The following is a 13326-nucleotide window of genomic DNA, read 5'->3' as shown; positions in this document are numbered from 1 at the left end:
CCCGATGAATGTGACTCAACAGCTCCTCACGGTGGGAGCCGTTCTCGCGGGCGCGGTCCTCTCGTTCCTGGGCACCGGGCTGAACGACCGGGCCCGGTTTCGCCGTGACCACGCGGCGAAGCTGTTCGAGCAGCGTTCCGCGGCCTACGCGGGCTACGGCCGCGCCATCAAGGCCTGTTACCAGTTGTCGAACAGAATCGCCGCAGGCAGGGGTCTGCATGCGCAAACCCCTGCGTTGTCCCCTGAGGACGGCTTGCCGCAGCTCGAAGCGGCCGCGGCCCAGCGGGAGCGCGACTGGGAGCACGTCCTCCTGCTGGGCGATCCCGCGACCGTGGAAGCGGCGCGAACCTGGCACCGGAGCGTTTGGCTCATGGAGTGGTACGCGCACGGTTGGATCGAGGAAGCCGATGCCGACGGCTGGGAGAGGGCGGTGGCCGATGCCAGCCGCGCGCGTACCGAATTCTATGCGGCAGCCCGGCAGAGTCTGAACATTCCGGACGCCAGGTTGACGGATGGCGTCTGGCCGGTCGAGTGGATGATGAGGCGAAAGCCCGCCACGGCTACGGACGTGGCGTCGCCCCGGGGTCACTGACCGGCCGGCGGACCGCTCTCGGCGGGCCGGCGTCGGTGCGCCGGCCCGCCGAGGGGTGTCAGCTTCCGGTGCAGGTGGCGGTGGTGCCGCTGCCGTTTCCGGTGCCCTGGAATCCGAAACTGGTGCCCTGACCGGCGGCCAGGCGTCCGTTGTAGCTCTGGTTCGCGACGGTGACGGTGCCGCTGCTGCCGCTGGCGACGCCGTTCCACAGCGAGGTGACCGCCGCTCCGCTCGGCAGGGTGAGGGTGACCCGCCAGCCGGTGAGGGCGGCGGTGCCGGCGGTGACGCTGACGTTGGCGACGAATCCGCCGTTCCACTGGTCCTGGACGGCGTAGACCGCGGTGCAGGCGCCACCGCTGGGCGGCGGGGTCGTCGGCGGCGGCGTCGTGGGCGGCGGCGTCGTGGGCGGCGGGGTGTCGTCGAGCGTCAGGTTCTTCTGCTGCACGGTCCACTGGGTGCGGCACAGGCCGCAGTTGGGGCCGACGAAGTTGGCACCGGCGGTGCTGTCACCCTTGAGGCGCCACTTGAGGTACAGCGTCGCGACCCGGCCGAACTCGCCGCCGTTGGTCTGGTCGTAGGTGCCGCCGTGCCCGACGTTCAGGTTGCCCATGAAAGCGGGCAGTCCGGCCGGCAGTTTGCCCCAGTCGTCCATGGCGTTCGGGTAGGCGATGTCGCTGGGCCCGCCGACGAAGTAGGCGATCGGCTTGGTCAGCCTCCGGAGCTGGTAGTCGTCGGCGTCGTTCAGCAGGCCGCTGCTGAAGATGCCGGTCGTGGTGACGCGCGGGTCGTTGGAGACGGCGTACGCCTCCAGTCCTCCGCAGGAGAAGCCGGCGACGGCGACCTTCGTGGTGTCGATCTTGTTGTAGTACTTGCTGCCCTGCCGGGAGTTCTCCGCGAAGGCCCAGTCGATGGACTGGGTGAGCATCTGCGACGTGGTGGAGCCGGAGCCGTTCGGGGCGCCGTTGGCGATGGCGAGGAAACCGTGGGAGGCGATCTCGCGCAGGAAGTTGCCCTGGGAGAGGCCGTTGCCGGAGCAGCCGCCGTTGCCCCACACGACGATGGGAAGGCGCTCGGCCGGCAGGGTCTGGGGCCGGAAGATGGTGTGGTTCGCCAGGCCGGCCGAGGTCTCGTAGTCGGCGGGGTAGGGCCCGGAGCCGCCGACCGCCGCACTGGCCGGTGCCACGCCGAGCGCCATCATCAGCGAGGTGACCGGGACGAGGATGGCCGCCAGGGCCACGTAGATCTTCGGTTTCCTTCTCATTCGCCCTCCAGCGGGTGTCGCGGCGGTGCTCCCGACGGCGGCGGTCGTCCGTCTGCGCCACGACCCCTGTGGTCGGCGCCGGCCGCGGGCCGGGTGGAGGTGGGCGGGGTCCACCACCCGGCGATCCGACGGGAGCTGTGTGCAGTTACTATCACCGTCGCAACGATAAGTGTCAATCTGAACGGCTCGAAGCCTGGAAGTGCGTGATCCACGAGGCGGCGTCCGGCCAGTGCGGAGTGGCCACCTCGACCAGACGCGCCTGGGCCGGCGAACCGAGCGCGGAGTGGATGTCCAGGAAGGTCTCCCTGGCCTGCCGGCGAGGCCAGGGCTGCGGCAGCAGATGCTCGGGCAGGTCCGGGTCGATGTCGGCGAACCTGCGCCAGGAGTCCATCGCCGAGGTCCGCGCCACCAGCGCCCCGGCCGGGTCCAGCGTCCCGTCGCGGGCGGCCGTCCGCACTCGCGCGTACCGCTCGACGAAATCCGAGTACGCCGAGGCGAGCGCGGCCAGGTCGTATGCGGAGGCCGGGCCGTGTGGCCCGGACTCCTCGTCGAACCGGACGTGCATGATCGACCATCGCGCGCCGGCCTCGTGGTGCAGCAGGTCGTCCAGCGCCTCCCGCGCCGGTGTGGCGTCGGAGCCCGGACGGATCCACACGCTGTCGTACAGGCCCACGAACCCCAGCGCGCTCAACGACCTGCGGACCGCGTGCCGCAACGCCTGGCCGGAACTCGGGATCGAGAAGGACGCCTGCACCCAGTCACCCGTCCAGCGCGGCGGGTGGGCGCCGAAGGTCAGGAAGTGCCGCATCCGGGAGCGATGCCGGGCGATCGCCCCCGGCGTGAGGTGGTAGACCGGCGGCCGCCCGTTGCCCCGGGTCGCGATCAGACCACGCTTGACCAGCCGGGACAGCGCGGAACGGGCGCTGGCCTCGCTGACTCCGAACTCCCGCAGGATCGCGATGACCGCCGCCGACGGCAGGTGGGCGTCCGAGGAGTCGAGATACTCGCCGAGCACCGTCGCCAGCAGGTGCTGCGGACTGGACCCGACCTGGGCCCGGGGCACCCGGACGTCGTCGGCGCGCTGGTGGACGCTCACCATCCCAGACTGCCTCACCGGGCGGTGACAAGGGGCGGGCGAATGTCCAGTCGCTTCGGGGGCACTATCGTTTCGGCGTGCACATCCGTTTCGACGTACCAGCCGATCCCGCCTATCCCGGCCGGGTGGCCGCCGCGCTCGGCGGTGTCCGGCTGCGCAGGTTCCGCTATATCGGCGCGGTGCTGGCGGCGGTCGGGGTGATCGGTTTCGCCGTCTCGCGGGGCTCCGCGACCGGCGAGCGGCTCACCTCGCTGTGGACGACCCTGGTCCTCGCCGGAGTGCTGTCGATGCTCTTCCTGCCGTGGGTGCGGTGGCGCGCCCGCCGCCGGTCCGGCGGGTACGCCGTCGACGGCTCCTACGACATCACCGACGACAACATCATGATGCGCAGCGGCTCGGAGTCCGGCGGCATCGCCTGGGACGGGGTCACCCGGGTGGAGGACACCCGGGACTTCTGGATCGTGTACGTCGACCGGATGCCGGCGACCGTGATCCCCCGCTGGCTGCTGACCGCCGAGGACGCCGAGACGCTGCGTATCCACCTGACCGAGCGCGGCCTGCTCAAGCCGCGCTGACCCGGTCACTCGTCGCGCGTCGCCGCCCCGACCAGCGCGTCCCGACGGCGCAGCAGCGCCGCCCTCGCCCGGCGCGCCGCCCACAGGTTCACCACCGCCACCACGCCCAGCGTGAGCACGACGGCCAGCAGCGACGGTGCGAGCCGGTGTCGCGGCACGGTGATGACCAACGCGCCGACGGTGAAGACCAGCCACGCGCCGAGGCCGAGCCATCCGGCGACCACCCGGTCCCGGGCGAACAACGAGGTCCTCCGGGTCACCGCCCAGGCGCCGAACACCGCCCAGCACAGCCCGATCGCCACCAGGACCGCGAAGGCCACCGCCGTACGCGGCGGTAACCCGGGCTCGGTGGCCCAGAGCAGGCTGATCAGGGCGCTCCCGGTGAGACCGGCGAGAGCCACGGCCGAGTAACCGACCCGTCGACGCAGCGACAGCGGCGCGTCCAGTCGCGCCAGCACTTCTTCCGGCGTCATGCCTCGTACCCCTTCCGGACCAGCTCGTTGCGTAACAACCTGCGGCCCCGGTTGAGCCGCGACTTGACCGTGCCGACCGGTACGGCGCAGATCTGCGCGCACGCCTCCAGCGACTGATCCTCGAGGTAGAAGAGGAGGAGCAGCTCCCGTTCCCGGGCGGGCAGCGCCGCCAGCGCGCCCGCCAGCGTCTCCCGGTTGACGATCTCCTCCGCCTCGTCGTCGCCCGGCAGGTCGTCGATCGGCTCCGGCTCCGGACGGCTGTACGCATCCCGCAGCCGGTTCATCACCGCCCGGCGGGCGATGGCGAACAGCCACGGAGCGAACCGGTCCGGCTGCCGCAGCTTCGGCAGGCCCCGGAAGACCGCCAACCAGATCTCCTGCACCACGTCGTCGTCGGACCCGCCGAGCATCCGCCCGACGTACCGCTCGACCGCCGGATGCCAGCCCTGCACCAGCTCGGCGAACGCCTCCCGCTCACCGAGCTGACAGCGGACCACCAGCAACTCATCGCTCATCGGCCCTCCTTCGCCTGTTCAGTCGGCGTGAGGGCCCGGCAGGTTCACGTCCGGCCACCACGATCGCAGGGCGCGGCGTCGGCGACCCGGGTGGGACCGCTCGGCGGCGTACCCTCGTCAGGCCAGCGGCACCTGGGCGGACCGGCCGCCGTCGTCGTCGGCCCGGACCCCGACGGGTGCCGTGATCGGAGCGGTGACGATGCGGCTGGGCAGCACCGGCGCGTCCCGACCGGTGCCCCGGTGGCCGTCGCCGCCGCCGGATTCCTCGTGGTAGTCCTGCTCCACGTTCACCGACCAGACGTCGTGTGTACTGCCGGTGGCGATGTTCTCGGCGGTGAGCATCGCGGTGAGCATCGAGTGGTCCTGGTTGTTGTAGCGGTGCATGCCGTTGCGGCCCACCGGGTGCACGTTCGGCACCGCCTCGGCCAGCCAGGCCCGGATCACGTCGACGTTGTGCTGGTAGCGCTCGTCGTACACCGGGTAGGCCTTCGGCATCCGCACGACGTAGCCGGCCTCCACCACGCCGGGTCGGACCAACCCCAACCGCTCCAGCTCCGCGGTCGCGAGGGCCACCAGCTCGGCATCGGGGGTACGCCACATGTCGTCGCCCTCGAACACGAAGTACTCCAGGCCCAGGCAGGTGCGGCCGTCCTTGACCAGGTACGGCGACCAGGAGCCGAAGTTCTGGATCCGGCCCACCCGCACTCCCGGGTCGTGCACGTAGATCCAGTTGTCCGGGAACGAGAACTCCGCCGGCACCACCAGCGCGACGGTCAGGAAGTCGCGGTAGCGCAGGTCGGCGGCGCAGGCCAGCACCTCCGGGGGCGCCGGCGGGCGCATCGCGGCCACCAGCTCCGAGATCGGCATGGACGAGATCACGTGATCCGCCGACTGGGTCCGCTGCCCGCCCGCGCCGTCGACGGTCACGCTGACGGCCCGCCGTCGCTTCGGATCCCGGTGTACGGCGGTGACCCAACTGCCGGTCGACAGGTGACCGCCACGGTTGCGGACCTGCTCGGCGCAGCGCTCCCACATCATGCCCGGCCCGAACTTCGGGTACTGGAACTGCTCGATCAGGCTGGTCACGTCGGTGCGCCGACGGCTGGGCAGCAGGGCGTTGCGGATCGCCGTCGCCAGCGACAGGTTCTTGATCCGCTGCGCGGCCCAGTCGGCCTGCAACCGGTCCGCCGGCATCCCCCAGACCTTCTCGGTGTACGTCTTGAAGAAGATCGAGTACAGCCGCCAGCCGAAGCGGGCCGATACCCAGCCCTCGAAGTGTGACTGGTCCCGTGGTGGACGCAGCCGGGCCCGGGCGTACGAGCCGAGACAGCGGGCGGCCTCCGGCAGCCCCAGGTTGCGCAGCGCGTTCATGGCGCTGAGCGGGTAGTCGAACAACGCGCCCCGGTAGAAGATCCGGCTCATTCGGGGCCGGGTCAGGAAGTCCTCGTCCGGCAGGATCTCGTGCCAGAACGCCTCCACCCGGGGCACCTTCGTGAAGAACCGGTGCCCGCCGATGTCGAACCGCCACCCGTCGCGCTCCACGGTCCGGCTGATCCCGCCGACCACCTCGTCGGCCTCGAAGACCTGGACCGGCAGACCGTGCCGGAGCAGCTCGTACGCTGCCGTGAGCCCGGCCGGCCCCGCACCGATGACCACTGTGCCGTGCTGCTCGCTCATGGTGCCGTGCTCCCTGCCCACCGTCATGGTTGAGGCGCCGCGCGTACCCGTTCTGCGAGGATTGTCACCCTTGTCTGGGTGGTTTTCGCGTCGGCGGGCCGCCCTGGGGCGTACAACGGGAGGGGCGACACCCCCGCGCGGCGGGTGGGCCGGCGGACCGGGGGAGCGGGGCGGATGCACCGGTGGCGAGGCGGCGCGGCCACGCTGGTCGCGGCCGGCCACGGCGCGGCCCGGCTGGCCCGTCGGGTGCCGCCGCCCTGGGCGTACGTGATCAGCCTGTTTCTCGGCGCGAAGCTGCTGCTCACCCTGCTCGGTCTGCTGGTCCTGCACGCCTGGGACGGCATCCCCGGCGCGCCCCCGGCGGACGAGGCGCTGATGTGGGCCCAGCAGCGGGACATCTCCGGGCACCGCTGGATCTCCTTCTGGTTCGCCTGGGATTCGCTGCTCTACCTGCGGCTGAGCGAGCTGCCCCTGACCGAGCCGTGGCGGGACTTCGGCTTCCCCCTGCTGTACCCGTTCCTGGCCCGCCCGGTCGGCGCGCTGCTCGGCGGCGACACCGCGCTCGCCCTGCTGTTGATCAGCAACGTCGCCTTCCTGCTGGCCCTCTGGTACGGCTACCGACTCGCCGAGCTGCTGCTCGGTGACGCGGACTCGGCTCGCCGGTTCACCAGGTACCTGGTGCTGCTGCCGACCGCGTTCCTGTTCCAGGCCGCGCTGACCGAGTCGCTGTTCGTCTGTCTCGCCCTGGCCGCCTTCTACCACGCCGAACGGCGCCGCTGGCTGCTCGTCGGCGTGATCGGCTACTTCCTGGCGATGAGCCGGTCCGTCGGCCTGCTCGTGGCGCTGCCGCTGGCGCTGGTGCTGCTGCGCCAGCACGACTGGCGGCTCGGTCCGCGCGCCCTGCTCGGCTACCTACGGATCGGCTGGCCGCTGCTGCTGCTTCCCGCCGGATGGTTCACCTTCATGGCGTACTGCCGGTGGCGCGGCGGCGACTGGTTCGCCTACCAGCACGCCCAGGAGACCGGGTGGGGGATCCGGGTGCAGAACCCGATCCCGGTGCTGTGGCACGGGCTGGTCGGAGAGCCGCGCGACGCCGCCCGGGTCTGGTTCGCCGTGGCCGTGCTGGTCGTGCTGGCCGCCGGGTTCCGCCGTCGGGAACTGCCCTACCTGGTGTACGGCGTGCTCATGGTGCTGGTGCCGCTGTCGATGGGCCCGGCGGTGTACAAGAGCCTGCTGCGCTACCTGCTCGCCGCGTTCCCGGTGGCGCTGGTGCTGGCCCGCTGGGCCCGCCAGGCCGGTGTCGACGTATGGCTGACCGTGACGCTCGCCGTGGTGCAGGGCGTGCTGTTCGTGCTCTGGCTCAGCTACTGGACCCACATGATCATCTGATGGGCCGAACGCCGGGCAGGCGGTGGTCTTCTGGGCCGGCGTTCCCCGGCGCGGGAGTGCCGTCGCGGGGCCCCGGTGCGGCGCGGACCGACGGGCCTGTGCGAGCCTGCAACCGACGATCTACGCGCACCTGACTGGAGGCCCGGTGTTCGCCCTGCCGCTGACCGAGGATGTCGAGCTGCGCCCGCTGGAGCCGTGGCGGGCCGAGGAGTTCCTCGCCCACATGGACCGCGCCCGCGAACACATCAAGCCCTGGGTGTCGCCGTCCTTCGCCGCCACCGACCTGGCCTCGGCGCGGGCGGTGCTGCAGCGGTACGCCGACCGCTGGGCCGGTGACAGCGGAGGCATGTGGGGGCTGTGGTGGCGGGGCACCCTCGTCGGCGGGGTCATCTTCGTGTCGTTCGACGCGGCCGGCGGCGCCTGCGAGGTCGGCTGCTGGGTGGAGCCGGCGGCCGAGGGCAGGGGCATGGTCGCACCGGCGATCCGCCGGATCGTCGACTGGGCGGTCCGCGAGCGCGGCATCCAGCGGGTGGAGTGGCGGACCAACGCCGACAACACCCGCAGCAAGGCCCTCGCGCGGAGGCTCGGTCTGCGCCTCGACGGCACGCTCCGCCAGCTCCGACCGGGTCCGCACGGCCGGATCGACCTCGAAATCTGGTCGGTGCTGGCCGACGAGTGGCTGTCCGCGGCGAGCGGATCGCCGGCCACCGTCCACTGACGACGGATTTCTGTCGTACCCGGTCGCCACCATGCATTCATGGCCGTCCCCGCGCTCACCCCTCATTCCGACCCGCCGCGTTCCGTGCCGCTGCGTGAGGCGCGCACCCGGTTCAGTCAGCTCGTCGCGCTGGCCGAGCTGACCGACGCGGTCACCGTCGTCACCCGCGACGGCGACCCCCGTCCGGTCGCCGCGATCGTCCCCGCCGCGGCCGCCCGCAGCGGCGCCCAGGCCCGCGCCGACGCCGACCGGCTCGCCGCCGTCACCGCCGGCTGGGCCCGTCGCCTCGACGAGCAGCACCGCCGCAGCAGTCAGCGGCACGCCGCCGAGTTGAGTGCGGTCCGGGCGGCGCTCGCCGAGGCATGGGCCGAGCTGGATCGCCGCGTCATCCCGGGCAGCGACCCCACGCTGGTCCGACTGCGTGCCGCGCACACCGACCTGCTCGCCGGCTGACCGCGTCCCCGCCGCCAGGTGGCGCAGGGATCGGCTCCGTCGCCGGCTACCTGGATCACCGCTTGACGTCGTAGACCAGCTTGAGGATCCCGTTCGGGTAGCTCTCCGACTCCCGCAGCGTCAGCATGTGCTTGTCCCGGTCGGCCCGGCCGAACAGGCTCTTGCCGGCACCGAGCAACACGGGGAAGACGAGCAGGTTGTACTGGTCGATCAGGCCCGCGTCGGACAGCCGCCGAGCCAACTCCGCGCTCCCGTGGATGAAGATCGCACCGCCGTCGCCCTCCTTGAGCGCGGCCACGTCCCCGGTCGAGCGCAGGATCGTGGTCGGCCCCCACCCGTCGACGATGGCGTCCTCGGACAGCGATGTCGACACCACGTACTTGGGCAGCTCCTTGTAGCCGGCGTGGTCCTCCGAGCCGGGCCAGACCGGCGCGAACGCCTCGTAGCTGCGACGGCCGAACATCAACGCCGTGGTGTCGGCGAGCTCCTCGCCCTTCAGCGACCAGGCTTCCGGCACGAACTCGAGGTCCTTGAACACCCACCCGCCGCTGCGGTGCTCCTCTGAAGGCCCGCCACCGGGCGAATCCACGACCCCGTCCAGCGACATGAAACCGGTGTAGACCAGGTTGCGCATCGTGCTGTCTCCTCATGCTCGGGCGAGCTGCCGGGTCCAGACTAGAGGGCGGACGCGATGGCCGTCTTGGACGAAAACGACAGCGGGTCCCACACCGCCGCGGCCGGCTCGTCGTCACTGTGACGTGTTCACGAGCCAGGTGGCCGGCAGCCCGGCGATCAGCCGTTGGCCGGGTAGGCGTGCGTCTCGGCCGCCTTGACCGCCACCCACACCCGCTGACCGGGGACCAGCCGCAGCTGGGCGACGGCGGCCGGCGTGACGTCGGCGGCCACCTCGATCGGCCCGTCCACCTGCACACGCAGGTTGTCGCCGTGCTGTTGGACACCGGCCACGGTTCCCGTCCAGGTGTTGCGCGGGCTGCCCTCCGGACGGCTCGGGTGCAGGGCCACCGCCGCCGGTCGGAACGCCACGAACGCCTCGCCGTCCAACCGGTCCGCGACGGCGAGGGTCAGGTCCGGCGCGACCCGTACCCCGAACCCGTCGGCCCTGCCCCGATAGAGGTTCAGCCCCACGAGCCGCGCGACGTAGTCGGTGCGCGGACGCGCGGTGACGCTCGGCCCGTCGCCCTCCTGGACCACCCGCCCGCCCTCGACGATGACCAGCCGGTCCGCCAACGCGAGGGCGTCCAGCGGATCGTGGGTGACCAGCAGCGTGGCGCCCGGGTGCGCGGACAGGTGGCGGTGCAGTTCGGCACGCGTGTCCAGCCGGGTGCGCGCGTCCAGGGCCGCGAGCGGCTCGTCCAACAGCAACAGCGACGGTACGAGGGCCAACGCTCGCGCCAGCGCCACCCGCTGTGCCTGACCGCCGGAGAGCTGCCGGGGGCGGCGGTGCGCGTGCCCGTCGAGCCCCACCCGGTCGAGCCAGCCACGCGCCGTGGCGCGGGCCGTCCTCCGGTCGACGCCGTGTCGACGCGGCCCGAAAGCCACGTTGTCCAGTGCGCTCAGGTGCGGAAAGAGCAGGTAGTCCTGGAAGACCACACCGATCGATCGGCGTTCGGTGGGCACCCAGTCGCGCGTCGCCGGACGGTCCAGGTCGACGCCGTCGAGCGTGACGTGGCCGTCGGTCAGCGGGTGCAACCCGGCCAGGGCACGCAGCGCGGTGGTCTTACCGGCACCGTTCGGGCCGAGCAGCGCGACGACCTCGCCGGGCGCCACCCGTAACGGCACGTCGAGTCGGAACGTCCCCCGGTCGGCGACGAGCCGGGCGTCGAGCAGCGGGCCGGTCATGCGCTGGTCATCCAGCGGTCGCGCAGCGCGACCAGGATGCCGACCGACACGACGAGCAGCACCAGGCTGAGCACGATCGCGGACTCCAGGTCGGTCTCCAACGCCAGGTAGACGGCGAGTGGCATGGTCTGCGTCCGGCCGGGATAGTTGCCGGCGAAGGTGATGGTGGCGCCGAACTCGCCGAGCGCCCGCGCCCAGCACAGCACCGCGCCGGCGGCCAGCCCGGGTGCCACCAGTGGCAACGTCACATGGGTGAAGGTGGTCCACCGGCTGGCGCCCAGCGTCGCGGCGGCCTCCTCGAAGCGGTGGTCGGCGGCACGGAGCGCCCCCTCCACCGCGATGACGAGGAACGGCATGGCCACGAACGACTCGGCCAGCACGACACCAGCGGTGGTGAAGGGCAGCGTGATGCCGAAGGTGGCGTCGAGCCACCCGCCGAGCAGCCCACGCCGACCGAAGACCAGCAACAACGCCACCCCACCGACCACCGGCGGTAGCACCAGCGGCACGGTGACCAGCGCGCGTACCAGTCGGCGGCCGGGGAAGTCGACCCGGGCCAGCATCCAGGCGAGCGGCACCCCGAGCAGCAGACAGAGGACGGTGGCCAGGGTCGCGGTCTGCACCGACAGCCGAAGAGCGGTCAGCGCGCCCGGCTCGGTGAGCCGCCCCGGCAGAGTCGTCCACGGTGCCCGGACCACCAGCCCGGCCAACGGCAGGACGAGGAAGAGCAGCCCCAGCCCGGCGGGGATCAGCAGCGCCGCCGGCACCCGCCCCCGCCGCCGGGCCGTAGCGTGATCGAGAGGCCGGCTCATGGAGCCTGAAAGCCGGCCGCGACGAGGACCGCCTGCGCCGACGCCGAGCGGACGTACGCGACGAACGCCCGCGCGGCGGTCGAGTTTGGTGCGTCCTTCAGCGCGACGATCAGGTAGTCGTTGACCGCCCGCGCCGACTCGGGGAACTCCACACCGGTCACGTCGGCGCTCGCCGCCCGCGCGTCGGTGCGATAGACCACGGCCGCGTCGACCTCACCGAGCTTCACCTTGGCGAGGGCGCCCTTGACGTCCTGCTCCAGGGTCGCCGGCGTCAGCGCGACACCGGCCGCGTCCAGGGCGGTACGCGCCGCCGCGCCGCAGGGCACCTGCGTGGCGCACACCGCCACCTTCACACCGGGCTTGCCGAGGTCGGCCAGACCGGTGACCCCCTCCGGGTTGCCCCGGGGCACCGCGATGACCAGCTGGTTGCGGGCGAAGATGCTCGGCGCGCCATCGGCGTTGCCGGCCTCGCTGACGGTGGCCATGTTCGCCGGGGCGGCCGAGGCGAACACGTCGGCCGGCGCGCCCTGGTTGATCTGGTTGGCCAGGGCGGAACTGCCGGCGACGTTGAGGGTCACCGTGCTGCCCGGATTGGCGGCCTCGAAGTCCTTCGCGATCCGGGTGAACGACTCGGTCAGCGACGCGGCCGCGAACACCGTGACCGCGCCGACGCCCCGGCCGTCCGCGTCACCGCCCGAGGCCCGGTCACCGCCCGCGCCGCAACCGGCAACCGCCAGTGCCACCAGTACGGCCACCGCCCGCCCCACCACCCGCAGGCGCATCATTCCCGCGCTCATCCGGGGCCTTCCGTGCGCTCATCCGCCGATTTCACTCGGTGGTCCTCCGCCGTGCTCACCCACCGGTCCTGCACCGTGCTCACCCACCGGTCCTGCACCGTGCTCACCGGGTGGCCTTGCCGCGCGCTCATCCGCGAGTGCTCCGCGCGTTCGCCCGGTGGCTCTCCCGCGCGCTCATCCATCGGTCCTTCGACGCGTTCATCCGCCTGCCCTTCCCCTGGTCGGGGTGGGTGCGGTCCGCTCCACCACCACGGTGGTCGACTTGATCACCGCGACCGCCACCGAACCAACGCGCAGGTCGAGTTCGTCGACCGCCTCCCGGCTCATCAACGACACGACGCGAAACGGGCCGGCCTGGATGTCGACCTGGGCCATCACCGTGTCTTTGCGGACGTCGACGACGATGCCGCGCAGCCGGTTGCGGGCGGAGGAGAACTCGGCGCCCGCATCCGGGTCGGCGGCCTGAGCGCGGGCGAACGAGGCCAGGTCGACGCCGTCGATGACGCGGTGGCCGTGTTCGTCGCGCCCGGCCGTCAGCCGCCCGGCGTCCACCCAGCGACGGATCGTGTCGGAGCTGACGCCGAGCAGGTCGGCCGCCTCTCCGATCCGGAAGGTCGTCACCGCCCGACCCTATCGCCCGCACCTGCAAGCGCGAAAGCCCCGAAGGGCCAGCATTCGCGCATGAAATAGCGCTTTGACGACAGCAATTGCGTTCAGCTGCCCAGTCTCGGCGCTCCACCAAGATCGCCCTCGATCCTTGATGTAGTGGTGTCGGCGCGCGGGTGAGGCCCCTACTTCCTGGATGTAGCGCGATCATCGCGCCGCCCACGCCCGCCGCCCGCGCCCGCCGCCCACGCCCGCGCCCGCGCCCGCCGCCCGCCGCCCGCGCCCGCCGCCCGCGCCCGCCGCACGCGCCCACCAAGATCCGCGCAACAACGGTGATGTTGCTGTTTCCCGCGTGTCGGAGGCAGCAACATCCCCGATGTTGTGCGGATCTTGGGCGTGGGGCGTGGGGCGTGGGGCGTGGGGCGTGGGGCGTGGGGCGTGAGGCGTGAGGCGTGAGGCGTGAGGCGTGAGACGTGAGACGTGAGACGTGGGGCGGGCCTTC

The 13326-nt window shown here is 72.1% G+C and carries 15 protein-coding genes; 5 read left to right on the top strand and 10 right to left on the bottom strand.

The genetic code is table 11. The annotated features are described in order from the left end of the window. Positions 1–4 precede the first annotated feature (4 nt). Positions 5–592 (top strand): hypothetical protein, encoded by a 588-nt coding sequence (locus O7616_RS22540; RefSeq protein ID WP_282303807.1) that lies wholly within the window; start codon positions 5–7, stop codon positions 590–592. A 58-nt stretch (positions 593–650) separates the two neighbouring features. On the opposite strand, the gene O7616_RS22535 is transcribed toward O7616_RS22540, so the two are convergent. Together O7616_RS22535 and O7616_RS22530 are read right to left on the bottom strand one after the other, a co-directional pair. Then, on the bottom strand, positions 651–1853 hold the full coding sequence (locus O7616_RS22535) for a cellulose binding domain-containing protein (RefSeq protein WP_282303806.1): 1203 nt from the start codon (positions 1851–1853) through the stop codon (positions 651–653). 172 nt (positions 1854–2025) lie between these two features. Further along, entirely contained in the window at positions 2026–2949 is a 924-nt protein-coding gene (locus O7616_RS22530) for a PaaX family transcriptional regulator C-terminal domain-containing protein (RefSeq protein WP_282303805.1), read from the bottom strand. A 77-nt stretch (positions 2950–3026) separates the two neighbouring features. On the opposite strand from O7616_RS22530, the gene O7616_RS22525 reads away from it, so the two are divergent. Next, positions 3027–3524 (top strand): YcxB family protein, encoded by a 498-nt coding sequence (locus tag O7616_RS22525; RefSeq protein WP_282303804.1) that lies wholly within the window; start codon positions 3027–3029, stop codon positions 3522–3524. Positions 3525–3529: 5 nt separating this feature from the next. Here the strand turns inward: O7616_RS22525 and O7616_RS22520 are convergent, their stop codons facing one another. The 3 genes from O7616_RS22520 to O7616_RS22510 all read right to left on the bottom strand — a co-directional run bounded on the left by O7616_RS22520 (position 3530) and on the right by O7616_RS22510 (position 6189). After that, the gene (locus O7616_RS22520; RefSeq protein ID WP_282303803.1) at positions 3530–3997 is read right to left on the bottom strand and encodes a hypothetical protein; all 468 of its coding nucleotides are present in this window, start codon (positions 3995–3997) and stop codon (positions 3530–3532) included. Then, positions 3994–4512 carry a sigma-70 family RNA polymerase sigma factor gene (locus O7616_RS22515; protein ID WP_282303802.1) on the bottom strand — a complete coding sequence of 173 codons (519 nt, stop codon included), beginning with the start codon at positions 4510–4512 and terminating at the stop codon, positions 3994–3996. The genes O7616_RS22520 and O7616_RS22515 overlap by 4 nt, the downstream gene beginning before the upstream one ends. Positions 4513–4629: 117 nt before the next feature. Then, entirely contained in the window at positions 4630–6189 is a 1560-nt protein-coding gene (locus O7616_RS22510) for an NAD(P)/FAD-dependent oxidoreductase (RefSeq protein ID WP_282303801.1), read from the bottom strand. A gap of 174 nt (positions 6190–6363) precedes the next feature. On the opposite strand from O7616_RS22510, the gene O7616_RS22505 reads away from it, so the two are divergent. The 3 genes from O7616_RS22505 to O7616_RS22495 all read left to right on the top strand — a co-directional run bounded on the left by O7616_RS22505 (position 6364) and on the right by O7616_RS22495 (position 8749). Continuing rightward, the gene (locus O7616_RS22505) at positions 6364–7578 is read left to right on the top strand and encodes a hypothetical protein (protein WP_282303800.1); all 1215 of its coding nucleotides are present in this window, start codon (positions 6364–6366) and stop codon (positions 7576–7578) included. Positions 7579–7723: 145 nt separating this feature from the next. Next, entirely contained in the window at positions 7724–8296 is a 573-nt protein-coding gene (locus tag O7616_RS22500) for a GNAT family protein (RefSeq protein ID WP_282303798.1), read from the top strand. Positions 8297–8335: 39 nt separating this feature from the next. Then, the gene (locus tag O7616_RS22495; protein ID WP_282259112.1) at positions 8336–8749 is read left to right on the top strand and encodes a type II toxin-antitoxin system Phd/YefM family antitoxin; all 414 of its coding nucleotides are present in this window, start codon (positions 8336–8338) and stop codon (positions 8747–8749) included. A gap of 55 nt (positions 8750–8804) precedes the next feature. On the opposite strand, the gene O7616_RS22490 is transcribed toward O7616_RS22495, so the two are convergent. From O7616_RS22490 to O7616_RS22470, 5 genes are all read right to left on the bottom strand, one after another. After that, complete coding sequence (locus tag O7616_RS22490) at positions 8805–9383, bottom strand: dihydrofolate reductase family protein (RefSeq protein ID WP_282303797.1); 579 nt, start codon at positions 9381–9383, stop codon at positions 8805–8807. Between the two features lie 158 nt (positions 9384–9541). After that, on the bottom strand, positions 9542–10609 hold the full coding sequence (locus tag O7616_RS22485; RefSeq protein ID WP_282303796.1) for an ABC transporter ATP-binding protein: 1068 nt from the start codon (positions 10607–10609) through the stop codon (positions 9542–9544). Beyond that, positions 10606–11421, bottom strand: coding sequence for an ABC transporter permease (locus O7616_RS22480; protein WP_282303795.1), 816 nt, complete (start codon positions 11419–11421; stop codon positions 10606–10608). The genes O7616_RS22485 and O7616_RS22480 overlap by 4 nt, the downstream gene beginning before the upstream one ends. Further along, a complete protein-coding gene (gene modA, locus O7616_RS22475) occupies positions 11418–12218 on the bottom strand; it encodes a molybdate ABC transporter substrate-binding protein (protein ID WP_282303794.1) in 801 nt (266 codons plus the stop codon). Before modA ends, O7616_RS22480 begins: the two co-directional genes overlap by 4 nt. A 198-nt stretch (positions 12219–12416) precedes the next feature. Next, a complete protein-coding gene (locus tag O7616_RS22470) occupies positions 12417–12839 on the bottom strand; it encodes a TOBE domain-containing protein (RefSeq protein WP_282303793.1) in 423 nt (140 codons plus the stop codon). Positions 12840–13326: the final 487 nt, after the last annotated feature.

It is taken from the genome of Micromonospora sp. WMMD964 (genome assembly GCF_029581455.1).
Lineage (GTDB): Bacteria > Actinomycetota > Actinomycetes > Mycobacteriales > Micromonosporaceae > Micromonospora.
The sequence above is the reverse complement of the archived record's forward strand: the minus strand, read 5'-3'. Positions and strand labels throughout refer to the sequence as shown.